Raw genomic sequence first — 23,835 nt, 5'->3', positions numbered from 1 at the left:
CTCAGGAATCACTGAACGTTCAAGAATGGTCTACAACAATGAGACGCCGAGCCGGGTTTCCTGGCGGGCCAGGGCATCCTGGGCACTGCGGTCCCACTGGCTCACGCGAGTGGCCAGGGCCTCGCACAGCTTGGCGCCGATGTCCGGGTACTGCTGCATGGCCCGCTGCAGTTTTTCCCGTCCCAACGTCAGGTACGTCAAAGGCCCGGCGGCCACGACAGTGTAGTTGTGCGGCTCCTTGCCCAAGAGCGCCAGGCCGCCCACGCAGTCGCCAGGGCCAAACACCACGTCCGGCTGGCGCGTGCCCGGTTCAGGGGCGTCGGCCAGGGCGTGCGCGTGCAGGGAACCTTCCAGCACCACCACCAGGGCCGTGGGCAACTCGCCGCGGTGGAACAACACTTCGCCGGGCTTGAGCGTTTCCCGCGTGGACAAATAGGCCAGCAGTTTCAGGGGCTCCAGGGCCAGACCGGAAAAAAGCCAGGTCTGGCGGTACTGGTCCAGGTTGCGCTGCAGTTCGCTCTTGCCGTCTGCCGGCTGGGCGGCATCAGTGCTGGGGGGTGCCGTGTACGAGCTCATAGAGGCTTCCCTTCTTGGCCATGAGGTCCGCGTAGGACCCCTGTTCCACGATCTTGCCGGCCTTCATCACGGCCACCTGATCGAAATTCTTGATGATATCAAGGCGGTGGACCACGGCGATGAGTGTGGCGCGGCCCTTCCACTTGGTTTCGATGAGATTCTGGATCCGGGACTGGGAGCGGTTATCCAGGGCGGAGGTGGCTTCATCCATGATAAGGATGGGCGGCTCTTTCATGAAGGCCCTGGCGATGGCCAGCTTTTGCTTCTGGCCGCCGGAGAGGCGGTCGCCCTTGGTGCCCACGCGGAACTGCATCCCAATGGACACCACAGCCTCCAGCATGTCCTGCTCAATGAGCAGCATGACAATGGCCTGCTGGATGCGCTCCATGACGTGGGGCTGATCGGTCTTGGCCTTGCCAAAGAGGATATTGTCCAGGATGGGCTGGGATTCGATGTACCCATCGGTGCGGTAAAAACTCACGGCGCCGGCGTCGTGGGTTTCCAGGGCGTCGTGCAGACGGGTCCGGCCCTCCAGCACCAGGGTTTCCAGCAGGCGGGAGAAAGGCACCATCTTGTGCCGGCCCGGGGCAAAGCGCAGGGCCAGTTCCAGGAGCTGATCCTGCAGATCCTGCGGCAATTCCGCCAGGGAACCCCGCGGCCGGGCCACGTATTCCTTCCAGCGCTCCAGCTCTTCGGCCAGGATGGGGCTCTGCTCGAAGAAGATGGCATCTTCCGGCAGTTCGCCCAGAATGTCCACAGTCTGGCGGGCCAGCTCGTCGCCCAGGGTCAGGAGCGGCAATTTGAGCTGGGCCTCCCTGAGGAATGCGCGGAAAAAGTCATTCTTGGCCAGATTTTCCAGGGCATATTCCGGTTTGACCGGGTGGCCGAACATGAGGTTCGCCGCCAGGCTGGAATGCTGCAGGTAGCGGCCTTCCTCGAAGAATTCCAGGTAGTCCGCCAGTTCCGCACCATGATCGTTACGGAAGTCCTGGCGGATGGCGATGATTTTTTGCCGCAGCTCGGCCTGGTCGGCGTGCCCGGGGGTCAGGATGGTGTTCAGCCCAAAGCGCAACACATCCTGAAAGATGCCCGTTTGCTGGACCACCTCGATCATCCGGTCCAGGCTGGGCAGGACGGCAGGGTCCAGCACCTTGCCATTGGCGTCGCGCGGGGTGTCCAGGGGCAGGTCTGCCTCAACGCCATAGAGGAGGTTTTCCTCGATGGTGCCATCGAAGATGAAGGGCGCCTGGGCCACGTAGCCCATGTTGTGGGCGATATCAGCCTTGGAGAGTTCGGCAACTTCGTGGCCGTCCAGCTGGATGCTGCCGCCGGTGTATTTGTAGAGCTGGCCGATGCACTGGGCCAGGGTGGACTTGCCGCTGCCCGAGAAGCCGACCAGGGCCAGATGCTCGCCGTCGGCCAGGGTCATGTCGATGCCATTGAGCAGGCGGATGCCTCCCTCGACCTCGAAAACCAGGCTCTTGACCTCTATGGCGCCATCCAGGCCCACCTTCTCCTGCGAATCGGCCGGAGCCAGGGCGAATTCCGGCTCCACGTCAAAGGCTTCCATGGTCTTGGCGTAGCGGACCTTGGCGTCCTGATAGACCTGATAAAAGTCCATCAGTTCCTTCCAGGGGTCGTAAATCTTTTCGTAGGCCGAGAGAAAGGCCACCAGGGCCCCGAGGTCGAACCGGCCGTTGATGGCCAGCCAGCCGCCCACCAGGAAAAGCAGGAACGGCCCGGTGCTCTGGAAGAGGTTGTTCAGCACCTTCACGCCCTGGCGGTAGAGCGTCCAGGTGATGCGGATTCGGTAGAGATTCTGCAGGAACCGGAAGTGCTTGCGGCCCTCAATATGAAAGGAGCCGTTGCCCTGAATCTCGTGGATGCCGCCGATGGCCTCGCTGATTTTGTTGGAGAGCACGCGGGTGGATTCCACACGGGCCTTGTTCCAGTTGTTCGTCCGGCGCTGCAGGGGCGGCAGCAGGAAGATGAGCACCGGATACAGGGCCAGGGAAATGGCCGCCATGGTTGGCGAAAGATAGAACATATACGCCGCAAAGGAGACCAGCGTCAGGATGTTCGTCACCGGAATGGCGATGGCCGCGCCCACGAACTCGCCAGCCGCGGTGAGTTCCTGGATGATGGAGGAGATGACCGTACCGGCAGAGGTTTTGCGGAAAAACGAAAGCGGCAGCGTGAGAATATGCTCGAAGAGCTGCTGCCGCATGCCCTGCAGGGCCCGTTCCCCCAGGGAGGTCTGCAGCAGGGTGATGACGTACTTGAGCCCGCTGGCCAGAAGCACGGACACCAGATAGAGCCCGCTGTACAGCACCAAGAGATCCACCTGCTTGAGGCTGATGGCCTCGTTGATGATCTTCTTCTGCATTTCCAGCGGGAAAACCCGCGCCGCCACGGTGACGCCGATGACCACCAGCAGCAGTATCTGCAGCTTGACGTTGCTTTCCTTGACCCAGGCAATAAGGGGCTTTTTGGTGACCATGGGCGAGGGGCGCCTTGGCTGGAGGGTGATATGCGTCCAAACCGCCTATTCCACAACAGGTGCGAACTGCGGAGAGGCCTGACCATTCCCGCCTGATACTGCCCTCTCCGGGCGCACAAGGCAAGTGTTCCAGCAGGGTTTTGTTCTCTTCCCCCCTTGCATTGCGGGACATTCCAGGGCATCACCGCTCGACCATGCCAGCACTCTGCATCATCACCGCCGCCCTGCTCTGGGGCTGCATTGGCCCCCTGGCCAAAGTCGCCATGTCCGACGGCATGCAGCCGGCGGAAATCGCCTTTTATCGCATCCTGTTCGGCTGGTTGCTCTTTGGGGGCGAGGCCGTGCTGCGCCGACGCACCCATGTGGCCGGGCGGGACTTGCCCCTGGTGCTCGGCTTTGGCGTGTGCGGGGTGGCCGGGCTCTTTGGACTCTACATGAAAGCCGTGGAAGCCGGGGGCGCGGCGCTGGCCTCGGTGCTGCTGTACACCGCGCCGGCCTGGGTGGCCCTGCTCTCCCGGCTGCTGCTGGGCGAACTGCTGACCGGCCGCACCCTGGTGGCCGTGGGGCTGACCATCCTTGGGGTGACCGGCGTCAGCTTCGGGGCGGACGCCTCCAGTTCCAGCATCAGCCTGGCGGCTCTGCTCTTTGGCCTGGGATCAGGGCTGTCTTATGCGCTGTATTACATCGTCGGCAAACTGTTCCAGGGCCGCTACCAGACGTCCACCCTGTTTTTATACGCCATGCCTGCGGGGCTGGCGGTGCTGGTCTGGTTTGTGCCCTTCACCAGCCTGCCGGCCACGGGACTGGCGGCCTGCCTCTCCCTGGCCGTGCTCTCCACCTACGGGGCTTACCGCGTCTATTACATCGGCCTGGCCCAGATGCCGGCCACCCGCGCCGCCGTGCTGGCCACCCTGGAGCCGGTCTTTTCCGCCGGCCTGGCCTATGCCATGTTCGGCGAGCAGTTCAGCTGGCTGGGCTACCTGGGCGGCGCGCTCATCCTGGCCGCCGTGGGAGTGACGGTGCTGATGGACAAGAAGGGCTAAATGCACTATTGATAATTCAATAGGAGAGCCATATGAGCATCAAAAAGCGCCAAGCCATCCAGCAACTTGCCGCCAATGTTTTTTCCAAACTGAACCTTTCAACACCTGTGAATGTTGACTCGGTCGTGAAGCAGTTGGGCGGCGAGATCATTCAGAGCACGGATTCCTCATATGAAGCTCGAATCCAAAAAAATGGTGATCAGGGATTCACCATTGAACTCAACGACAGCGCCATCAGTCATGATGGCCGTCGCCGCTTTACCATAGCACATGAGCTCGGGCACCTCTTTCTCCACATGGGGTACATTATCAACCCCGAGAAGTGGAACCGTATCGATACATATACAGATTCTCCCTATTACCGCCAAGGGTACACGGAAGAAGAGATGGAGGCTCATGAGTTTGCCGCGGCGCTTCTCATGCCTACCCAGCAATTCACTCCGGTTTTTCTGGCCGTCCCAGAATTCAGAACAGCCATCACCAATGCAGCCATCCATTTTGGCGTGACCGATAAAGCTGCCAAGACACGCGCAAAGTGGCTTGGGCTCATGCCTTGGGAGTATGAATGAGAGAACCCAGAAAATTTTATGAAGATCTAGTTGAAAATATTGCCCTGGCCGATCTTATAAACAACGAAGTTGACGTTAGTGGTCTTTATGTTTTTATTTCATTCGATTTGGTTCATTCGACACGCTTCAAGCTGCAGAATCCTGGGAAATGGCAATTAACTTTTCTTAATTTCTTCCTCCGAGTAACACATTTTTTTACCAACTCACTCAGTCAAATTCAAATTTGGAAGTACATTGGCGACGAGGTAGTCTTCTACTGCAAGGTCAATTCCCGCAGTGAGTTGGGCAGCATCCTCGGAATAACTTATGCAACCCAGCAAGACATCATTGAAGTGCTGCAAAGCCAAGAACCACCCTCAGCAAAACAACTCTCCGTCAAGTCGACAGTCTGGCCAGCCTACTGCAAAAATCTTACGAAATCAGAAAATGACATCGCCGCAAGCAACATAAAAATAAACAACAACGATAACATTCGTGTTTCCCTTGGTTCCCGTGATGAAACCATGTCTATTGACTTCCTCGGCCCAGACATTGACCGCGGATTTCGTCTCTCCAAGCATGCCACACGCGCGAGAGTATTAGTGAGTGCAGAATTTGCCTACCTGTTCCACAAGGCAAATCTTCACTACGCGCCTAACAGTGGGCTTCGAATTGTGGACTATGCTCCGTTGAAAGACATCCTTGACGGCAGGCCCTACCCACTCGTTTGGTTCGAAAAGGATTGGGATGCCGTCGACAGCACATTTTTCTACGATGAGAAGATGCAAAACAAGGCCATCGAAAACATCATCCATGGCAAGATGGAGCAAATCGGAGGCATCGTGAAGATAATCAAAGACCTTCACGAAGATCAGCGACTTGATGCCGTTCTTGCAGCGCTGTCTTCCGACTAATCCCCCCTACTCTCCTTCCAGCGCCGCAAGACCTTCTTCTTCCGTGAGATACAGCGTGGCGAAGCGCGTCACGCCCACCACCTCGAACACCCGGCGGAAGTTGTCGGACACGCCCATGATGCCGACCTTGATGCCCCGCCGCGCGCCTTCCATGAGCAGCTGGGTCAGGAGCGCAATGCCTGCGCCGTTGATGGTGGCGGTTTCCTGCAGCCGCAACAGCACGCGGGTGCGTTCTTCGGCAATGAGAGTGTTAAAGGCGTCCTGCAGGGCGGTTTCGGACCGCGAGGTGATGTTGCCCTGAATGTCCAGAACCGTCACACCGTCGCGTGCTTCCAGGGTGATGCGGTTCTCCGCGCCCGTATTTTTGGCAATGCGCTCCTCGGCCCGGGAAAGGGCGGCCTCCAGGGCATCCTTTTGCACGGGCTTGTTGATAAAATCCGTGGCGTTCAGGTTCAGGGCCTGGATGGCCAGCTCCATGTCCCCATGACCGGTGATGACCACCACCTCGGTCATAGGATCCAGGGCCTTGATGCGGGTGAGCACGTCTATGCCATCCATGCCCGGCATTTTGATGTCCGTGATGACCACTTCCGGCCGTTCCTGCTGGAACAGTTCCACGCCCGCCTCGCCTGTTTCGGCGGTAAGGGTCTGGTGCCCGTAAGCTTCCAGGAAGAGCTGCATCATGTCCAGGGTGGGTCGTTCGTCGTCGATGAGCAGGATTCGCATGGCGGCGTTGGCCTCGCTGGGAGTGAAGAAACGTTGCATCGACCGAGCGCAAAGACTGCGGGGGACCCGCTCAGGGCGCGGCCGGGAAGGTCAGGGTAAATGTGGCGCCTTCGCCTGGAGCGCTGTGCACGGCGATGTCGCCCTGGTAGTCTTTGACGATGCCGTATGAGATGGCCAGGCCGAGCCCCATCCCCTTGCCCGTCTCCTTGGTGGTATAGAATGGCTCGAAGATTTTATCCAGATCGGATTGCAAAATGCCGGTGCCGGAATCCTGCACGCTGAGGCACACCCGGCCATTGCGGGCAAAGGAGGCGATGCGGATATGGCGGGGCATCTGCTCGGGGTCTTGTTCCGCTTTGATGAGTTGCGCTTCGCGGGCAAGGATGGCGTCCCTGGCGTTGCTCACCAGATTAAAGAGCACCTGCTCCAGGCGGTTGTTGTGCGCCAGGATGCGCGGCAGATCCGGCGTCAGGTCGTACTGCACCTCGATGTTGGCCAGGGCCAGCTGGTGGCCCAGAATGTGGAATACGCCCTTGAGCGGCTTGGCGATATCCATTTTCTCCTTGGTCAAATCCGCCTTGCGGCCGAATTCGCGCAGGGTGGTGATGATTTCTGAAGCCCGATCCACCTGGCGGCTGATCTCGGCCGTGACCTTGACCAGGGGCTCGCGCGGAATGTCCCCGTCGCGGGAGGCGATGAGCTGCAGGTATTCGCTGCCAATCTTGATGGCGTTCAAAGGCTGGTTGATCTCATGGGCCATGCCGGCACTCATCTCCCCAAGGCTTTTCATTTTGCTGGCCTGGATGAGCTGGGCGTCCTTTTCGATCATATCCTGAATGTCGTTGGTGGAGACGATGATGGCCGGCTGCTCCTCATAAATGGTGGCGCAGGCGTGGATGTTCACAAAAAACGGCTCGCCGCCGCGGCGGTAATTGATGACCTTGGGCAGGAACATGCAACTGGCCTGGGCGTCCTTGTCTTCCATGGAAAAGGTCGGGTGGCACACATCTACAAACTCTGGGGACAACAGGCGAAAAGAGAGGCCTAACAGCTCCTTTTTGCTGTAGCAATATGTGTCCAGCGCCATGGGGTTGGCGTCCAGCACCGTGAGGCGTTCGCAATCCAGCACAAAGATGGGGTCCGGTCCGGAGTGGAACAGGGAGCGGTACTTTTGCTGGGAACGCCGCAGCTCGGCGCGGTACTCCTTGATATGTTTGACCATGTCCTCGAAGGCGTTGGCCAGCTGGATGACTTCGTCCCCATGCCGGCCGCTGAACTCCAGGGGCACATCCAGATTGTCGCGGCTGATTTCCTCGCTGACGTGAATGAGCTGCCGGATGGGCCGGGTGATGTGCCGGGAGAGCCGCTCGGAAATGAAGCTCATGATCAGGATGATGCCGGTGATGAACCCCAGAAAGGCCATGCGCAGCTGGCCCACGATGCGGTCGATGTGTTCCTTGGACAGGCCCACGTGCACGCTGCCCACGCTGTAGATACCCTCCTTGACCGGCACGGCAATGTCGTAGGTGGGTTCGTCAAAGGTATTCAGGAGCTTGATGGAGTGCGCCCAGCCAGAGGGCAGGATGTTGGCTGTGCGCAGGTCGTCCGGAAATGGTTTGATGAAGGTGCTGGCCAGCACATGCTGCTCGGTATCCAGGATATAAATATGGGCCACCAGATCCTTGCGCTCGCCCACGGACGTGGCTTCGAAGGCCAGACTGACCAGCTGGGGCAGATCCTGGGTCAGAATGAGGCCGGTGGCGCGGTCGGCAATGGAATGCGCGATGCCCAGGCCCCGGTACTCCAGTTCCCGGGTCAGACTGCTGATAAGGATGTAGCGTGCCACCAGGGCAATGGCCACGCTGACCAGCATGATCACAGCCAGGGAGGAGAACAGGATTTTGTTCTTGAGATTGAAGCGGATTTCGCCCACCAGCGGCAGCCGGATGCCAGGCATGGTCACTGCCCCCCGCCAGGGCCGGCAGGCGCCTGCACGGCGGGAGGCGCCGCGGTTGCCAGCCTGAAGACATCGGCCACCTCTTTCCAGTCCGTGATCAGCTGCAGCCGACCGTCGCGAATCCAGGTGAAATACACGGCGTCCAGGCCCTGGTGATCGTCCTTGGCAAAGCTGATGACCGTGCGCGCGCCCAGACGTTTTTCCCGAATGCTCTCCACAGCGTCGATAAAGCCTTCCCGCGTCAGGTGCGGGCCGGCGCGGGTGAGTCCTTCCACCAGCACCAGGGCGTTCAGGTAGCCCTCCAGCCCCACGGAACTGGTGGTGCCATCGGGAAAATGCTTGCCTGAAAGCTCCAGATAGGTCTGCACCTCGTCCACCAGCTCGCGGGACTCCGGCAGCTCCGGCGGCGGCGCCACCTGACTGACGATGACACCCGCGCCCTCCTTGCCCAGCAGCCGGGCCAGTTCCTCGGCCCCTACAAAGGAGACGTTGTAGAACAACAGATTCGGCTTGCGGGCCTTGGCCAGCTTGATGAACTTGGCGCAGGGCTCGTAGGTGCCAATCATGATCACCGCTTCAGCGTCGGACTCCAGGATGCGCTCCAACCCGTGCTCCACCTGCAAGGTGCCGCGGATGTACGAACTCTTGGCCACTGGTGCGGCGTCGTAGTTCAGCAGGGCCAGCTCCGCCCCGCGCAGGCCGTCCAGGCCATACGCATCGTATTGATAAAATATGGCAATCTTGCGCAGGCCCAGCTGCTCCACGATGTGCTCCACCGCGGCGCCGGTTTCCTGATAATATGAGGCCCGGACGTTGATGATGTACCGGTTGAACGGCTCGCGCAGATCCTTGGCGCCGGTAAACATGCCAATGAGGGGAATCCTGGCCCGCTGGACCAGGGGGATGATCTTCACTGTGGTGGGAGTGCCCACATAGCAGAACAGGGCAAAGATATTCTGCTCCACAATAAAGCGCTGGGTATTCATCAGACAGCGGGGGGGATCGTAGCCGTCGTCCCGGGCTACCAGCTCAAGACGCCGGCCGTGCACGCCGCCGCGTTCGTTGACCTCCCGCAACAGCGCTTCCGCCCCCTGCAGGGTCTGGCGGCCCAGAAAGCTGGCATGACCGGTGAGCGCCAGGGAAGAGCCGATGCGCACCGAGGTGGCGTTCACCCCTGGCACGGCGTCTGCTGCGCCATCATCGTTGGGCGGCGTGGTCTTGCACCCCGCCACGACACACACGACGACCAGCAGCACGGCCATGACCATTGGCCCGGCCGCCCGCCCGGCGAGCCCCACATCCCGTCGAATCTCCAGCATGCCTTGTCTCCAGACGCTTGGCTCCCTTGTGCGCGGAAACCGCCGCGGGGTCAAGCCGGAGAGAGGGACAACAGGCCGGAGATTCGCTCGAAATCAATGCGGAAGCGCCAGCCCGCCTACGCGTCAAAACTGACGTGCAGGAACTCCTCAAAAGTCGTCTTGCCGGTAAGGACGCGTTCGGCGGTGTCGCGGGTCAGGGTGCGGAGCAGGCCGGCGGCCACGGCAGCGTCGCGGATTTCCTGGGAAGACGCCCGCCGGAGCACCAGTTCCCGCACCGCCGGAGCCATGGGCAGCATCTCGAACACAGCCAGCCGGCCGCGGTAGCCGCTCTGGTTGCAGGCAAAGCAGCCCTTGCCGCGGAAAAACTGGATGCCATTGCCCTGCCGTCCTTCCAACTGCCGCAACCCCAGCTGGGCCAGCTCCTCGCGTTCGGGCGTGTAGCTCCCGGCGCAGTCCGGACAAATTCGCCGCACCAGCCGCTGGGCCATGACCAGATTCATGGTGGAGGCCACCAGAAACGGCTCAATCCCCATTTCCACAAAGCGGGTCACCGCGCCGGGGGCATCGTTGGTGTGCAGGGTGGAGAGCACCTTGTGCCCGGTGAGGGAAGCCTTGATGGCGATATCCGCAGTTTCCAGATCCCGGATCTCGCCGACCATGATCACGTCCGGATCCTGGCGCAGGATGGAGCGCAGGCCTGAGGCGAAGGTCATGCCGGCCTTGGTGTTCAGCTGCATCTGGCAGATGCCCCTGATGCGGTACTCCACCGGATCTTCCAGGGTGACGATGGAGTGCTCCGGGCTGTTCAGGCGCTTGAGCAGGGCATAAAGCATGGTGGTCTTGCCGCTGCCAGTGGGGCCGGTGGCCAGCAGCAGGCCGTGGGGCTTGCGCACGGCGGCGTCGATTTTGTTGCGGTCCTCCTGGGCGAGGTCCATGTCTTCCAGGGTCAGGGAATGGGCGCCCTGGTCCAGCAGACGCATGACCACCTTCTCGCCGTAGATGCTGGGGGCCGTGGACGTGCGCACGCTGACTTCGCGGTTCTGCGCCTTGTAGGAGAAGCGGCCGTCCTGCGGCACGCGGGAGACGGAAATATCCATGTTCGAGAGCAGCTTGATGCGCGAAACCAGGGGCAGGAGCACGCCGCGTGGCGGGGCGGACACCTGTTCCAGCTTGCCATCCACCCGAAAGCGCAGGCTGACGCTATCCTGCTCCGGCTGGATATGGATGTCCGAGGCGCGGCGGTTCAGGGCCTGCACCAGGATGGAGTTCACCAGGCGCACCACGGGCGCTTCCTCGGCCATGTTCTGCAGCGAATCCACGGAAAGGGTGGTGATTTCGGCGTCCACCCGGTGTTCCTGCTCCACGGCCACGTCTTCCGCATCCAGCAGCATTTCCGCGTGGGCGTTGAACTTATTGCCGTAGGTGGCGAAAAAGAGCTCCTCGAACTCCTGCTGGGAGCACATGACCGGTTCAATGTCGTGATTGGTCAACTGCATCAACTCACTGATGCCGTTGAAGTCCGTGGGATCGGTCATGCCCACCCACAGCAGGGAACCCTCGCGGTGCACCGGGATGGCTGTGCATTTGTGGGCCAGCTTTTCGCTGACCACAGCAGCCAGGGAACGGTCGGCCGTGAACTTGCTTTGCCGCAGCGTCTCGATGCGCAACTGCTTGGAGACGACGGCAATGATATCTTTTTCAGAGACGATTCTGTTTTGAATGAGACATTGTCCGAGCCGAATCTTTCGGGCTCGCTGTTCGGCAAGTTGCGCCTTGAGCGTGGCCTCGTCGATAAGGCCGGCTTCAATCAGCATTTCTCCCAGACGCTTTCGTGCGCCTGCATATCGGCCTGGTGTGGCGGGCTGGTACGTCATACGGCGGTATTATCCTACAAATTTGTCGTTCAATAAGGCAACACGTCAGTGCCGCTGCAATCTGGTTGCCCCTCCCAGCGCTGCAGCACCATACGGTTGGCTGTACACCTTCCACCTACAAAAGACCAGGGTATTCCCCGGGGGAGTCCCTCCCGGCAGCAAGCCGACTCGCCGGCGACTGGGCCAGCCTGGACTGGCCTGGACCGGGAAGATTCCCCCTGGCCTTTCGCTCCTTACAATGGCAAACTTCACACCATCGCGACCAACAGGTCACGTTCCTGTGGCTGCAACATAATTACGGAGGATTCCCTATGGAAACGGTGAAAGTCGTCGGAATGTCCTGCATGCATTGCGTCAAGTCCGTCACCGAGGCCCTCTCCAGGCTGGACGGTGTGGAGCAGGTCAAGGTTTCCCTGGACACCGGCGAGGCCAGCTTCGAAAACACCAAGAGCCTGTCCCTGGAGCAGATCAAAATGGCCATTAAAATGATCGGGTTTGACGTCGTCTGATCGCAACCTGATGCACACGCGCCCTTCCGCAGGCCTGACCAGCCGGCGAAGGGGTGGCTGCCCCATGACGAGCTGCGAAACGACAGCGCGGGGTGAAGAGGAAGACGGCGGAACACGCGGAAGCGAGGCGCCGGGCGCGTGCCGGCGGCCGGAAGCATGCGGCTGCATGCCTGCAGCAGAATGCCTGCAGCCGATTACACCGCGGGCGGCACGGCCGGAATGCCGGCCAGCTGCAGGAACTCCTCCTCGCCCATGACTTCCGTCTCCAGGAGGCGCTCCGCAATGGCGTGCAACTGTGGCATGCGTTCGGTAAGGATATCGCGGACATGGGTCTCCCTGTCCGCCAGAATGGCCTTGACTTCCGCATCCAGCTTGGCTGCGGTGGCCTCGGAATATTCGCGCGGGGTTGCGCCCAGCCCTTCCTGAGCCAGGAACATGGACTGCCCGCGCTGCGGGAAGCTGGCCAGCCCCAGCGTCTCGCCCATGCCATACTCCGTGACCATGGCCCGGGCGATGTCCGACGCGCGCTGCAGGTCGTTGTGCGCGCCGGTGGTCACGTCGCCAAAAATCAGCTGCTCCGTGACCCGACCGCCCAGCAGCACATCGATGCGGGCATACAACTCGTTCTTGCTCAGCAGGTAGCGGTCATCCGTGGGGCGCTGCTCGGTATAGCCCAAAGCGGCCATCCCACGGGGAATAATGGATATTTTATGTACGGGATCGGCCCCCGGCGTGGCCGCGGCCACCAGGGCATGCCCGGTCTCGTGGTAGGCCACGATCCGTTTTTCCTTGGGGTTGATGACCCGGTTCTTCTTCTCCAGCCCGCCGATGACACGGTCCACGGCCTCTTCGAAGTCGGCCATCTCCACGGCGTCCTTCTTGCGGCGGGCGGCCAGCAGGGCAGCCTCGTTGACCACGTTGGCCAGATCAGCCCCGGAAAAGCCCGGCGTGCGCTGGGCAATTTGCTGGAGCTTCACGTCCGGCCCGATGACCACGTTGCGCACATGAACCTTGAGGATGGCCTCCCGGCCGTTCACATCCGGCTTGTCCACCAGCACCTGCCGGTCAAACCGGCCGGCACGCAGCAGGGCAGGATCCAGAATTTCCGGGCGGTTGGTGGCAGCCATGATGATCACGCCCGTGCGGCCGTCAAAGCCGTCCATCTCCACCAGCAGCTGGTTCAGGGTCTGCTCGCGTTCGTCGTTGCCGGAAAACCCGCCCGGCCCGCGGGATTTGCCAATGGCGTCCAGTTCGTCGATGAAAATGATGCACGGCGCCTTGTTGCGGGCTTCCTGAAAGAGATCGCGCACCCGGGCCGCGCCCACACCAACGAGCATTTCCATGAAATCCGAACCCGAGAGCGAAAAAAACGGCCGCTTGGCCTCGCCGGCCACGGCCTTGGCCAGGAGCGTTTTGCCGGTGCCGGGAGGGCCCACCAGCAGCACCCCCTTGGGCAGTCGGCCGCCCAGCCGGGTGAACACCTTGGGATTTTTCAGAAACTCAATGATTTCCTGGAGTTCTTCCTTGGCTTCATCCGCACCGGCCACGTCGGCAAAACGGGTGGGGATGCTCTTTTCCATGTATACCTTGGCCTTGCTGCGGCCCATGGAGAGCATGCCCGCGCCAGGGGTCATCCGTTTGATCAGGAAATACCAGCCCACGCCAAAGAGCAGGATGGGCACAATCCAGGAAAGCACGTCCCGCCAGAGGGTGGATTCAATTTCCCCGCGAAATTTTACGCCAAACTTGGCCAGCTGCTGGGAAAGCTCGGTCTCCACGCGCACGGTGGTAAAGACAATGGGCTCCGGCTTGGCGGGTTCCGTGGCGTTGTCGCCCGGCGGGGGCTGCGGCGCCGTCTGACGGGGCTGCATCCGGCCCTCGATGGCGTCCTGGGTGATGGCCACTTCCAGCACACGATTCTCGTTGAGGGCCTGGAGGAACTCGCTGTACGGGATGCGCTTGGGGCCGTAGTAGTGCGAGATGGCAAACTGCACCAGATACACCCCCCAAATGGCCAGGAGCACGTACCAGATGCTGAACGTGACCTTGCTGTTGAGGGGCGATTTCTTCTCACCCTGCCGCTCCTTGCCTGGGGCGGATTTTTTGGGCGGAGGGGCGGAAGGGGTGCTGCGAGGTGGCATGCGCTGACCCTGTGGGGTTCCTCGTGAGGGTGGCCCCATTCATGCCTGGAAAACGGGCGTCCGGCAAGAAAAAAGCCATGGATGACGGCAAAGGATGCACCTTACGCCCGGTTGCGGAGGGTCAGAAAGATGATCCCCGCCAAGACCAGCAGACAGCCCGTCACCGTGCCCAGCCGCAGGGATTCGCCCAGCACCAGGGCCGAGAGCAGCACCGAACTGACGGGCATGAGGCCCGTGAACACCCCGGCCGTGGCCGAATCCACCCGCACCACGCCGGCAAACCAGCACAAATAGGCCAGCACCGTGACCACCACCCCGTAATACACCACCGCCAGCCAGGCCGTACCGCTCACGGGGGCCAGCTCCACGGTGGCGGCCTCAACCAGCCCGGGAATCAGGAACCAGAGCAGGCCAAAGGCGGAAACCGCCGTGGCCGCGCCCAGCGGGGTCAACGGCTCATCCACCCCCTTGCGCAGGAGCAGAAAGCTCGACTCGCACAGCACCGCTGCCAGCACCAGGGCGATACCCAGCCAGGCCTGTGTGCCAGAGGCGCTGCCGGCGTCCGCGGCCTCGCCCGTCAGCAGGTTCAGACAGGCCACCCCGGCCACGGCGCAGACAATGCCCAGGCCACCCCGCCGGCCCGGACGCTCGCCCAGGAATCCCCAGGCCAGGCAGGCCATCCAGGCCGGCGTGGAGCCGGCCACCACCCCGGCCATGGCCGGCGTGGCCCAGCCCAGCCCATACAGCAGAAACACGGTGAACAGGAACGACCCCAGCAAGGATTGCAGGGCCAGGATGCGCCAGTTCCGCCAGGCCAGCCGCGGCAGCAACCGCCTTTCGCGCCACCACATCAGGGGCAGGAGCACGGCCAGGGCCACGGCAAACCGCAGGGCCGACGAGAAAAATACCGGCAATTCCACCACCATCAGCTTGCCGGCAACCATCGAGCTGCCCACGATGCCCATGGCCGAAGCCAGATTGGCGTAAGCCCCTAAATTTCCTCGATGAATCCGACTCTGCAGTTGTGTACGATGCATGTGCCCTCCAGCGTGGTTGCTGGCGGGCACCCTACTCCTGGAACCGGTGGGGGTTTTGAAGAAAATTGCGCAGTGCGCCGGGAGTGAGGCCGTAGCGTTTTTTGAACAGGCGGGTCAGATGGCTCTGATCGGCAAAGCCTGTGGCCGCGGCGATGTCCGCCAGACGGTCTGAAGTTTCAAGCAGCCTGCGAGCCCGGGCCAGACGAATCTGGACCAGATAGGCATGCGGCGCCAGACCATAGCGAGCCTTGAACACCCGCACCAGATGGAACGGGCTCAACCCGGCGTGGGCGGCCAGTGTTTCCAGGGAAAGATCCTCGGCATACCGTTCCCGCAGCAGTGACAGGGCTCTGATTGCCGCGCCGCGCTCTTCTCCCAGCCTTGGCAGCGTGGCTCGCAGTTCGGCATGGCGGGTGATCCAGGCCGTGAGCACATGCAGCAGGACCGTTTGCCGGGCCAGGGCAGAGGCCTGCGGCGAGGCCCAGATTCGATGCGCACCGGTCACGGCGGCTGCCAGGGCCGGATCATCCAGCACGCCGGCATCAAAGTGCGGACGAAGCCGGCGCGGGCTCAGCTCCCCACAGGCGGTGTCCACCACTTCGGGAGCCAGATAGAACATGCGGTATGCCCAGCCCTCCTGATCGGCGGCGTGCCCGTCGTGCGGTTCGCCGGGCACCACAAGATTGACCTGCCCGGCGGAGGCGGTCATTTTTCGCCCAAGATACCAAAATTGCAGGGCACCACGCTCGATCACGCCCAGGGCGTAGCCATCATGCACGTGACGGTCAAAGTGTTGGGTGCGGAAACGGGCCCGCAACAGCTCCACCCCTGGCGTCTCCGGCAGGACCAGCATCCGCGCTTCTTCGCGACGTGGCTGCGCCACAGGCGCAATGCAGGATGGCGGGGTGCGACGGGACATGGCCTCAGTTGCGCGAGGATTGTGCAAGGGGAACGAATTCCGCCAGAGTCCGGCGCAGTTCGTCCATGTCCACAGGCTTGGCCAGATGCACGTTCATGCCGGCCTCCACACAGGCCTGGCGGTCCCGGCGCATGGCGTAGGCAGTCAGGGCCACAATGGGAATGCCCGCCCGGTCGGGACCAGCCTCCCCGGCACGGATGGCCCGGGTCGCCTCAAGGCCGTTCATGACCGGCATTTGCACGTCCATGAACACCATGGCGTAGGCCCCGCTGCGAACCATCTCCACGGCCTGCTCCCCATTCCCGGCCAGCTCCACCCGGACTCCCATCACTTCGAGCATACGGCGCATGGTGAGGGCGTTGGTCTCATCGTCTTCAGCCAGGAGCACCACGGGGCCGGGGGGCGGATCTTCCACCCCAGCCTCGGCAGCGGCCGATGCCTCGTGGCCAGACCCTCTGGCCTGGTGATGCCTGGTGCCTGCGGCTGACGCCGCTGCGGGCTGTACAAGCGGCGCGCCGTCCTCGCTTTCCATGGGCAGGGAAACATGCACCCGCGTGCCTGCGCCCTCCTCGCTATCCAGACACACCGTGCCTTCCATCAACTCCACCAGCCGTTTGACGATAGCCAGCCCGAGGCCCGCGCCCTGATGCAGGCGGGTCAGACCCTGGTCGGCCTGTCCAAAGGCCTCAAACACCACTTCAAGCATGTCATCGGAAATGCCCGGTCCCGTGTCGGTGACGATGAACAAGACGTGCTGGCGCTGCAGATGCGGGCCGGTCAGGTGCTCCACCTCCACCCGGACCTGCCCGGTGCTGGTGAACTTGACGGCATTGCCCACCAGATTGAAGAGAATCTGCCGCAGCCGCTGCTCATCGCCCACCAGTCGCCGTGGCACCATGGGCGAAAGGCGGACCTGCAGACCAATGCCTTTTTCCGCCGCCACGATGCCCAGCAGGTTCTCCACCGAGACAAGCACCTCGTCCAGGGCAAATGGTTTGTACAAGAGCCGCAGTTTGCCAGACTCCACGGCGGAAATGTCCAGGATATCCGAAAGCAGGCCCGTGAGCCGCTTGCTGGCCATGAGCGCCGTGCCCACGTGCTGCTGCTGCTCTTCTGACAAGGAGGAGTATTTGAGCAGCTGCAGCATGCCGATGATGCCATTGAGCGGCGTGCGGATCTCATGACTCATGTTGGCCAGGAATTCCGTTTTGGCCCGGCTGGCCGTTTCCGCGGCTTCCTTGGAAGCAAGCAACTCCTGTTCGGCGCGCTTTCTGGCGGAGATGTCTTCAAACACCGTGGCAAACCGGCCAGGAGTGGGCGAAACAGCGGAAATGGAGAAATGCTTGTGCATGGACTCCACATACGCCTCAAAATGGAGGCTCCGTCCGGTACGGGCCACCTCGGCATAGTGATTCAGGAACAGCGGTTCCGCGGTGCCATACGCCTCGCAACTCAGGCGGCCGCAGACGGCCTCCCTGCCAAGGCCCACCAGCCGCTCGAAGGCGGGGTTCACATCCAGGATGCGGTATTCCACACTGTTGCCCTGCCCGTCGTACACAATCTCATGCAGGGCCATACCTTCCTGCATGGACTCGAAGAGCATGCGGAACCGCTCCTCGCTGGCCAGCAGGGCCGATTCGGCGCGTTTGCGGTCCGTGACGTCCACCACGCAGGAGTACAGCAGTTCCCTGTCCCCTATCGTGATGGGTCTGGAATAGACTTCCACATCGCGCAGTTCTCCGTCCCGGCGACGATGCAGGAAGCTGAAATACTGTTTGCCGCTGCTTCGCGCGGCGCGCATTTCCCGTTGCACGGCTCCGGGCGGCAGGGTGTTGATGTCGAAGATGCGCATGGCGCACAATTCCTGGCAGGTCCAGCCATAGTAGGCCGCAGCGGAGCGGTTGGCGTCATGGATGCGGCCAGTCACAGGGTCCACCAGCAGCATGACCATCGGGTTGTCCTCAAAGAGCGTCCGGTGCCGCGCCTCACTCTCTTTCAACGAGGACTCCACCAGCTTGCGGGCGGTGACATCCTCGGCCACGGCCATGACCATATCATCGGGAACATAGACAAAAAAGTACTCCATGTGCAGGGTCTTGCCCGTGGAGCGCAGGGTGAAGAGGGTATCGCCATGAATGGTGGCGCCCGTCTGGAAGCAGCGCTCCATCCCCTCGATGACGAACGGCAGGTCCTTGTAAAAATCAGTCATTTTGGTGCCCAGATAGGCAGGGATCTTGCCTTCCGACAAGTTCATGAGCGCAGGATTCACACTTTCCAGCACAAAGTCCTGACCCTGGCGCTTCCACAGGGCCAGGGTGAGCGGCATGGTTTCGAACACGGCGCGGAACCGCGCTTCGCTTTTCTGCAAGTCACTCGTTTTGTGGCGAATGCCACGGCGCAGGGAAAAGACCCAGACATACGTGAGCAACAGCAACGCGCCAGCCGTAGCGGCCACATTGAGCCAGCGGCGCGCCCGGCGTGTTTCCTCCACATGATGATCAAGTTCCGGAGTGAAGATGAACTTGCCGAAATCCGTGGAGTTGGTCATGCCCATCATGGCCAGCACCTCAGCCATGCGTTGCCAGCGGCCCGGATTCATGTGGCCGATCTCCACCAGATCCGGCAGGACAAGAGCGCGAATGCCCTGGGCTTCGAACTCCAGGTGCTCACGGCTGTGCGGGCAATCGTATTGGGTTAACAGCAAATCAATAATTTCTGCCGGATGCGCCAGCGCATACTGCCAGCCCCGGATGCTCGCATCGCGGAACCGGCGGGTGCGGTCCGGATAGGCATGGGCGACCTGCTCGGAAGTGAACAGAAAATCTTCATAAAAATCAAGTCCATAAGAGCTCGGATGAATAATCCGGACCGGGATGCCCCGTTCATGATAAAAAAAAGGCTCGTTTGTGCTGTAGACGACCATGGCGTCACACTCGCCTTTGAGCAAGGAATCAGGCGAGTTGGGGATATGCAGGGCATGAATGCGCTCCGGCATGACCCCTTCGTGCACCAGCATGCCCAGAATCGAAGGGACCACCCCCGGGCCGAGCAGCACCCGCTTGCCCACAAGATCATGTGGCGTGACAATCCCTGACTGCTGCAGGGCAAGCAGCGCCACCGGGGAATGCTGGAAAATGGCGGCAATGGCTTGCAAGGGAGCGCCCTGGAGCCGCTGCAGCAGCACCTCTGCCGCGCCAACACCGTAATCGGCCTTGCCTTGCAGCACCAGCGTGGCCGGGTCTTCCTCCGGCCCGCGTTCCCGGATGGTTACGTCCAGTCCGGCGTCGCGATAAAAGCCCTTGGCCAGGGCCGCGTAGTATCCTGCAAACTGAAACTGGCTCTTCCACTTCAGCTGCAGGGTCACGCGTTCCCGCTTGCCATGGGGGAAACTCTGCGGTTCGGAAGAGGGGAAGAGCTCCCCCTCCCCATGGGCCATGGCGGGCAGCACCAGGGCAACCACAACCAGGAGCACCGCAGCCCATGCCGGCGTGCGCCAAGTGCGATGCAGTGCGGCCCACGCGAGCCGAATCCCCCTCCTTCGTAATCGCATCGGTTCTCCTGGAGCGCGACCTGCGCTCACAATCGCCCCCGGCCCTCCCGGCCCCCTCGTCCAGTGGGGCATCTCCAATGACGACAAACGGAAATCACCTATATTGCATTCCTGTACCATCCGATACTGCGAAGCTCAAGCCTTGCCCGGACCATCGCTTGACTTATTTGGTTAGTATGCTAACTTAGAACCACCCCACGCTTTCACCCAGGAGGTTTTCATGCCCGCCCCCCACTCTCTGCCCGGTGATGTCCACAAAGAGAATACTGCCCTGGTATTCATCGAATTCCAACAGGAATGGCTCGCGCCGCAGGGCCGGCTGCGTCAGCTCCTCATCAGGGATGAACCGGACTTTCTCGCCGCAACCGCGCGCGCCGCCGAGCTGCTGGCGGCAGGCCGGGCCCATGGCTGGCGCATCGTCCATGCCGGGTTGGATCTGCGACAGGATCCGCACTACTTGGTGTTCAACCGCGGTCAGCACGTCAGCGGGCTGCGCGCCGCCATTCCCAACGCCGGCACCTGGACCGGCGCGGGCGCCGAGTTTGCCCCGCCCTTTACGCCCAGGGACGGCGAGTATGTGGTGCAGGGGCGGGCCGGCGCCAGCGTGTTCAGGCATTCCACCCTGGACCCGTTCCTGCGTCATGCCGGCGTGCGCACCGTGGTGCTGCTGGGCTTTGCGTTGCATGTATGCGTGGAATCCAGCCTGCGCGAGGCCCATGACCTGGGCTACAATGCCGTGGTGCCCACGGACGCATGCGGCGTCTTCGAGCCTGCGCAACGAAGCTATTTTGAAACACACATCATCCATCACTTCGGTACATTGCAGCATACAGCACCGTTGCTTGATCAGTTGCGGAGCTGAGGCATGTTTTTTCTGAACGAACTGCCCACCAGGGACATGCTGGAAGCCTATGCCCGACGTTTTCCCGGGATGGACGTTCCCAGTGTGGAGGCGGCCCTGGGCCTGCTGCGCTCGGCCAGCGTGCTGTTACGCCGGCTGGAAGCCTACTTTGCCAGCCACGGCCTGTCTCAGACGCGTTTTTTGATCCTGGTGCTCATCGACCGGGAACCGGAACGTCAAGGGCTCACGGCCATGGATCTGGTGTCCCGGTTGGATATTTCCAAGCCCGTGGTCTCCACCACCCTGAAATCCCTCCTGCGCGAAGGGCTGTTGGTTGCCGCGCCGCATGAGTGCGATGCCCGATCCCGCCGGCTGCAGCTTTCCCCGGCAGGGCTGGCCAGGCTCGAGGCTGTCCTGCCGGGGTATTATGCCATTCTTGAAGCACACATGCACAGAGCGCCTCAGGGGAACGAGGGCTCCACGGACTCGGCCGCCAGGGCATCCACATCCAGGACAAAGCCGATGCCTCCGCCTGAGAGCAGTACGCAACCGCCCAAGGACGACCCCCAGTTGCAGCAGGGCGCGAGCGGGGACACCGCGCCGCGGTAGCGGCCACGCACGGCATCCACCCCCAGCGCAAACCGCTCGCCGGAGGAGGCTGTCAGGATGACTTTCTGGAGCGGTTCCCCGGCCTCGTTCCGGCCACCCAGGACCCGGGCCAAATCCAGATACAGGATCGTCCTGGAATCATACACCAACACTTCGTGCTGCTGCAGGACGGAGAGTTCCGTGCCTCGCAGGGGCTGGATGGCTGCGACGGCTTCCAGGGGGATGACAATCTGATGCTCCCCGGCCTGGAACACCACGCCATCCAGAAATTGAAAAGCCAACGGGATGTTGCACGTGGCCACGGTGCCGCCGCCAGGGGCCGGATGCAGGCTGAACGAGCCGTGCAAGGCGGCCATGGCCTGTTCGATGCGTGCCAGCCCGGAGAAGCCCGGGGCAGATTGCCGCCCCGTTGGCGCGCCCTGGGACAACCCGGCGCCGGGGCCGCGGCCATCGTCAAGCACATCCACCCGCACAGCGCCGTTGCGGCAATAGGCTCGCAATTCCAGCCGGCCACGAGGCGGTTTCCCCTTGGCACGGCGATCGTCCGGGGATTCCAGGCCGTGTTCCACGGCGTTGCGGACCAGATGGGCCAGCGGATCTTCCAGTGCTTCCAGGATGGCAATGTCCACGGACAATTCCGCCCCGTCCAGACGCAGGTCCAGCTCCTTGTCGCAGCGGCGGGCCATGTCCATGGCCAGGGCCTTCATCTGCCGGAAAAGTTTGGTGAAGTTGGCAGCCCGCACGCCCACGGCGATATCTTTCAGCCGTTCGAGGAGGGCATCCTGTTCATCTAACGGCCGGGCCAGACCTTCGCCGGAATCGCCAGCCATCCGCAACTGCTGATGATTGGACAACAGGTCCTGCAGTACGATCAGCAAGGCATCGCCCAGGGTGCGTTCCACCTTCAAATCCGCCTGCTGTCTGACGGGATGCGAGGGTGCGGGGACTTCGGCCTGCTGGCTGTTCTGCGTGTCATAGAGCATGGATATCGCCTTCGGTGCCATGAGGTTCTCAGGGGGAAAGTGCCGCCACCGTATTGCGGCCTGCGGCCTTGGCCCGGTACAGGGCTTCGTCCGCAGCCTTGATGAGACGATCCACGGTATCCACTGCTGTGCCCTGCGTTGCGCAAGAGCCCAGGGTGGCCACCCCGACGCTCACGGTGTAGCGAATGCGGCGGCCCTGGACGGCCACAGCGCACTGGGCCATGTTGTGCCGCAGGCGTTCGGCAGCTGCCAGGGCTTCCGGGAGTTCCGCATCCGGCAGCAGCGCGGCGAACTCCTCGCCGCCAAAGCGGGCGAAGAGATCTTCGGCGCGCAGGGAGGCCTTGCCCATGACGGCAATATTTTTGAGGACAAGGTCGCCGGCATCGTGGCCGTAGGAGTCATTGATCTGCTTGAAGTGGTCGGCGTCCACAAGAAACAGGGAGAGGGGCAGGTTGTGCCGTGCGGCACGGGAAAGGGCTGTGTGCGCCGCATCCATGAACGCCCTGCGGTTGGCCAGGCCGGTCAGCACGTCTGTGGCCGCCAGGCGCAACAACTCTTCCTGTTTGCGTTCCAGTGTATCGTTCAACCCCGCCAGTTTCTGCTGCATGCGGTCGCCCATTTTGACCAGCCGCATGCTCTGACGAAAGAGCTTCTCGTACTCGGCCAGGAGGAAGATGAATTCCTCTCGCATGGGGCAATCTGCATGCTCCGCATGCTCAAGGCAGCTTCTGCAGCGCGAGATAACGCGCTCTTCCTCCTGAAAGCCGAGTGCGAAGGCGTTCATGGTTATGTGTCTCCGTACGACTGCAACTCGAAACGCAGGAATTGCGTTTCTTCCTTGAATTCCTCACCACATTCCTGAGCGATTTCATTTTCCTCGTGATACCGCCAGACCACCTGGATCTCGCGTCCGCCTGCGGCAGCTTCTTCCAGCATGTCAAAGAGATTCATCAGAATCTTGGAGCTGGAGCTGTTGAAGTAGACGATGTCCATGGTCAGTTGCAGCGGCAGGGCCTGGGTTTCCAGGAACTCACGAATCCAGTGCAGCACCGGCTCATAGAATTTGACGGCGTGCTCAGGGTAGGATTCCCCACGGATGGACAAGGTGCCCGACGCAGCGAGGAACTCGATGGCCGGGCTGGATTTGGCGCCCTTGATAATCAGATCCTCCATGGCCTACCCCACCGCCTTGACGGAAAAGAACGACAACCCTTCGGCAATGTCCGCAATGCAGTAGTCCAGAGGGCGGCTGGCCTTGCGGGCCATTTCCAGAAAACCCAGGCCGGCGCCTTTGCTGTCTTCCGTAGCCGGCTCCTTGCGGCGCATTTCCTTGTACAGGGCCTTCAGCTCTTCCTTGCTCATGGTGCGCATGGATTCCAGCCGGTTGGCGAGCATCTGGCCTTTTTCCTTCTGGATGTAATTCCCGCACAGCACGAAGAACCGCCGGTCCGCCTCGCTTTCCCGGCCCACCACCACCACGCCGTGGCGCATTTCCTCCACGCCGGACTGCTCGCGGGGGGGCATGGTTTCTGCGGAATAATGCAGGATGTTCTGCATTTGTTCGATAAAGATGGCAAAAATGTTCCGCGTCACGGTCATGCCGGCTTCTTCCACGGCCATGCGCTGCTTGAGCAGGTCGCCAATGCCTTCCACCAGCGACTGGCTGGTGGGGCCGCTGTAGCAGAACAGGATGCCCTCGCGCTTCAGGGACTCGTAAAACTCATGCAGGTCCTGCAACACTGCGGGATACGAGGCAATGCATGTCTGGTTCATTCCACTCTCCAAGGTC

19 protein-coding genes and 1 pseudogene are annotated in these 23,835 nt (G+C 61.8%); 6 read left to right on the top strand and 14 right to left on the bottom strand.

Going from position 1 to position 23,835, the window contains the following annotated elements; all coding sequences use genetic code 11:
- Positions 1-30: 30 nt before the first annotated feature.
- Positions 31-576, bottom strand: a complete 546-nt coding sequence (locus ACYQ00_RS15080; RefSeq protein ID WP_460032924.1) for a cyclic nucleotide-binding domain-containing protein — start codon at positions 574-576, stop codon at positions 31-33.
- A complete protein-coding gene (locus tag ACYQ00_RS15075; RefSeq protein ID WP_460032923.1) occupies positions 545-3,076 on the bottom strand; it encodes an ATP-binding cassette domain-containing protein in 2,532 nt (843 codons plus the stop codon). Before ACYQ00_RS15075 ends, ACYQ00_RS15080 begins: the two co-directional genes overlap by 32 nt.
- Positions 3,077-3,270: 194 nt before the next feature.
- Between ACYQ00_RS15075 and ACYQ00_RS15070 the strand changes: the two genes are divergently transcribed.
- From ACYQ00_RS15070 to ACYQ00_RS15060, 3 genes are read left to right on the top strand one after another with little or no spacing between them, the layout of a single operon-like run.
- Complete coding sequence (locus ACYQ00_RS15070; protein WP_460032922.1) at positions 3,271-4,119, top strand: DMT family transporter; 849 nt, start codon at positions 3,271-3,273, stop codon at positions 4,117-4,119.
- Between the two features lie 32 nt (positions 4,120-4,151).
- Complete coding sequence (locus ACYQ00_RS15065) at positions 4,152-4,688, top strand: ImmA/IrrE family metallo-endopeptidase (protein ID WP_460032921.1); 537 nt, start codon at positions 4,152-4,154, stop codon at positions 4,686-4,688.
- A complete protein-coding gene (locus ACYQ00_RS15060; RefSeq protein WP_460032920.1) occupies positions 4,685-5,581 on the top strand; it encodes a hypothetical protein in 897 nt (298 codons plus the stop codon). The genes ACYQ00_RS15065 and ACYQ00_RS15060 overlap by 4 nt, the downstream gene beginning before the upstream one ends.
- A gap of 6 nt (positions 5,582-5,587) precedes the next feature.
- On the opposite strand, the gene ACYQ00_RS15055 is transcribed toward ACYQ00_RS15060, so the two are convergent.
- The 4 genes from ACYQ00_RS15055 to ACYQ00_RS15040 all read right to left on the bottom strand — a co-directional run bounded on the left by ACYQ00_RS15055 (position 5,588) and on the right by ACYQ00_RS15040 (position 11,457).
- Positions 5,588-6,346 carry an STAS domain-containing protein gene (locus tag ACYQ00_RS15055; protein ID WP_460032919.1) on the bottom strand — a complete coding sequence of 253 codons (759 nt, stop codon included), beginning with the start codon at positions 6,344-6,346 and terminating at the stop codon, positions 5,588-5,590.
- Between the two features lie 31 nt (positions 6,347-6,377).
- Positions 6,378-8,264: an ATP-binding protein gene (locus tag ACYQ00_RS15050; protein WP_460032918.1), complete on the bottom strand. Its 1,887-nt coding sequence runs from the start codon at positions 8,262-8,264 to the stop codon at positions 6,378-6,380.
- 2 nt (positions 8,265-8,266) lie between these two features.
- The gene (locus tag ACYQ00_RS15045) at positions 8,267-9,583 is read right to left on the bottom strand and encodes an ABC transporter substrate-binding protein (RefSeq protein ID WP_460032917.1); all 1,317 of its coding nucleotides are present in this window, start codon (positions 9,581-9,583) and stop codon (positions 8,267-8,269) included.
- Positions 9,584-9,699: 116 nt separating this feature from the next.
- A complete protein-coding gene (locus ACYQ00_RS15040; protein WP_460032916.1) occupies positions 9,700-11,457 on the bottom strand; it encodes a GspE/PulE family protein in 1,758 nt (585 codons plus the stop codon).
- A 311-nt stretch (positions 11,458-11,768) separates the two neighbouring features.
- On the opposite strand from ACYQ00_RS15040, the gene ACYQ00_RS15035 reads away from it, so the two are divergent.
- Positions 11,769-11,966: a heavy-metal-associated domain-containing protein gene (locus ACYQ00_RS15035; protein ID WP_460032915.1), complete on the top strand. Its 198-nt coding sequence runs from the start codon at positions 11,769-11,771 to the stop codon at positions 11,964-11,966.
- Positions 11,967-12,160: 194 nt separating this feature from the next.
- Here the strand turns inward: ACYQ00_RS15035 and ftsH are convergent, their stop codons facing one another.
- The 4 genes from ftsH to ACYQ00_RS15015 all read right to left on the bottom strand — a co-directional run bounded on the left by ftsH (position 12,161) and on the right by ACYQ00_RS15015 (position 19,535).
- Complete coding sequence (ftsH, locus tag ACYQ00_RS15030; protein ID WP_460032914.1) at positions 12,161-14,107, bottom strand: ATP-dependent zinc metalloprotease FtsH; 1,947 nt, start codon at positions 14,105-14,107, stop codon at positions 12,161-12,163.
- A 101-nt stretch (positions 14,108-14,208) separates the two neighbouring features.
- Positions 14,209-15,144 carry a DMT family transporter gene (locus tag ACYQ00_RS15025; RefSeq protein ID WP_460032913.1) on the bottom strand — a complete coding sequence of 312 codons (936 nt, stop codon included), beginning with the start codon at positions 15,142-15,144 and terminating at the stop codon, positions 14,209-14,211.
- Positions 15,145-15,175: 31 nt separating this feature from the next.
- A complete protein-coding gene (locus ACYQ00_RS15020; RefSeq protein ID WP_460032912.1) occupies positions 15,176-16,063 on the bottom strand; it encodes an AraC family ligand binding domain-containing protein in 888 nt (295 codons plus the stop codon).
- A 4-nt stretch (positions 16,064-16,067) separates the two neighbouring features.
- Positions 16,068-19,535: an ABC transporter substrate-binding protein gene (locus ACYQ00_RS15015; RefSeq protein ID WP_460032911.1), complete on the bottom strand. Its 3,468-nt coding sequence runs from the start codon at positions 19,533-19,535 to the stop codon at positions 16,068-16,070.
- Positions 19,536-19,833: 298 nt separating this feature from the next.
- Here ACYQ00_RS15015 and ACYQ00_RS15010 point away from each other — a divergent pair, with 298 nt between their 5' ends.
- Together ACYQ00_RS15010 and ACYQ00_RS15005 are read left to right on the top strand one after the other, a co-directional pair.
- On the top strand, positions 19,834-20,475 hold the full coding sequence (locus ACYQ00_RS15010) for a cysteine hydrolase family protein (protein WP_460032910.1): 642 nt from the start codon (positions 19,834-19,836) through the stop codon (positions 20,473-20,475).
- A gap of 3 nt (positions 20,476-20,478) precedes the next feature.
- Positions 20,479-20,808 (top strand): annotated as a pseudogene (locus ACYQ00_RS15005) (MarR family transcriptional regulator); the annotation flags it as partial.
- Between the two features lie 107 nt (positions 20,809-20,915).
- Here ACYQ00_RS15005 and ACYQ00_RS15000 read toward each other — a convergent pair.
- The 4 genes from ACYQ00_RS15000 to ACYQ00_RS14985 are packed head-to-tail and all read right to left on the bottom strand — an operon-like array spanning position 20,916 to position 23,819.
- Entirely contained in the window at positions 20,916-22,046 is a 1,131-nt protein-coding gene (locus ACYQ00_RS15000; protein WP_460032909.1) for a chemotaxis protein CheW, read from the bottom strand.
- 28 nt (positions 22,047-22,074) lie between these two features.
- Positions 22,075-22,830: a GGDEF domain-containing protein gene (locus tag ACYQ00_RS14995; RefSeq protein WP_460032908.1), complete on the bottom strand. Its 756-nt coding sequence runs from the start codon at positions 22,828-22,830 to the stop codon at positions 22,075-22,077.
- Positions 22,831-22,832: 2 nt separating this feature from the next.
- Positions 22,833-23,219 (bottom strand): DUF1987 domain-containing protein, encoded by a 387-nt coding sequence (locus ACYQ00_RS14990; RefSeq protein WP_460032907.1) that lies wholly within the window; start codon positions 23,217-23,219, stop codon positions 22,833-22,835.
- A gap of 3 nt (positions 23,220-23,222) precedes the next feature.
- On the bottom strand, positions 23,223-23,819 hold the full coding sequence (locus ACYQ00_RS14985; RefSeq protein ID WP_460032906.1) for a SiaB family protein kinase: 597 nt from the start codon (positions 23,817-23,819) through the stop codon (positions 23,223-23,225).
- Positions 23,820-23,835 lie beyond the last annotated feature (16 nt).

This window comes from Megalodesulfovibrio paquesii (genome assembly GCF_054653055.1).
This window is presented reverse-complemented; position numbering and strand designations above follow the sequence as displayed.

Bases quoted from the DNA above. Each gene is read 5' to 3' on its own strand.
- ACYQ00_RS15080 (WP_460032924.1), bottom strand. From the start codon at position 576: ATGAGCTCGTACACGGCACCCCCCAGCACTGATGCCGCCCAGCCGGCA.
- ACYQ00_RS15075 (WP_460032923.1), bottom strand. From the start codon at position 3,076: ATGGTCACCAAAAAGCCCCTTATTGCCTGGGTCAAGGAAAGCAACGTC.
- ACYQ00_RS15070 (WP_460032922.1), top strand. From the start codon at position 3,271: ATGCCAGCACTCTGCATCATCACCGCCGCCCTGCTCTGGGGCTGCATT.
- ACYQ00_RS15065 (WP_460032921.1), top strand. From the start codon at position 4,152: ATGAGCATCAAAAAGCGCCAAGCCATCCAGCAACTTGCCGCCAATGTT.
- ACYQ00_RS15060 (WP_460032920.1), top strand. From the start codon at position 4,685: ATGAGAGAACCCAGAAAATTTTATGAAGATCTAGTTGAAAATATTGCC.
- ACYQ00_RS15055 (WP_460032919.1), bottom strand. From the start codon at position 6,346: ATGCAACGTTTCTTCACTCCCAGCGAGGCCAACGCCGCCATGCGAATC.
- ACYQ00_RS15050 (WP_460032918.1), bottom strand. From the start codon at position 8,264: ATGCCTGGCATCCGGCTGCCGCTGGTGGGCGAAATCCGCTTCAATCTC.
- ACYQ00_RS15045 (WP_460032917.1), bottom strand. From the start codon at position 9,583: ATGCTGGAGATTCGACGGGATGTGGGGCTCGCCGGGCGGGCGGCCGGG.
- ACYQ00_RS15040 (WP_460032916.1), bottom strand. From the start codon at position 11,457: ATGACGTACCAGCCCGCCACACCAGGCCGATATGCAGGCGCACGAAAG.
- ACYQ00_RS15035 (WP_460032915.1), top strand. From the start codon at position 11,769: ATGGAAACGGTGAAAGTCGTCGGAATGTCCTGCATGCATTGCGTCAAG.
- ftsH (WP_460032914.1), bottom strand. From the start codon at position 14,107: ATGCCACCTCGCAGCACCCCTTCCGCCCCTCCGCCCAAAAAATCCGCC.
- ACYQ00_RS15025 (WP_460032913.1), bottom strand. From the start codon at position 15,144: ATGCATCGTACACAACTGCAGAGTCGGATTCATCGAGGAAATTTAGGG.
- ACYQ00_RS15020 (WP_460032912.1), bottom strand. From the start codon at position 16,063: ATGTCCCGTCGCACCCCGCCATCCTGCATTGCGCCTGTGGCGCAGCCA.
- ACYQ00_RS15010 (WP_460032910.1), top strand. From the start codon at position 19,834: ATGCCCGCCCCCCACTCTCTGCCCGGTGATGTCCACAAAGAGAATACT.
- ACYQ00_RS15000 (WP_460032909.1), bottom strand. From the start codon at position 22,046: ATGCTCTATGACACGCAGAACAGCCAGCAGGCCGAAGTCCCCGCACCC.
- ACYQ00_RS14995 (WP_460032908.1), bottom strand. From the start codon at position 22,830: ATGAACGCCTTCGCACTCGGCTTTCAGGAGGAAGAGCGCGTTATCTCG.
- ACYQ00_RS14990 (WP_460032907.1), bottom strand. From the start codon at position 23,219: ATGGAGGATCTGATTATCAAGGGCGCCAAATCCAGCCCGGCCATCGAG.
- ACYQ00_RS14985 (WP_460032906.1), bottom strand. From the start codon at position 23,819: ATGAACCAGACATGCATTGCCTCGTATCCCGCAGTGTTGCAGGACCTG.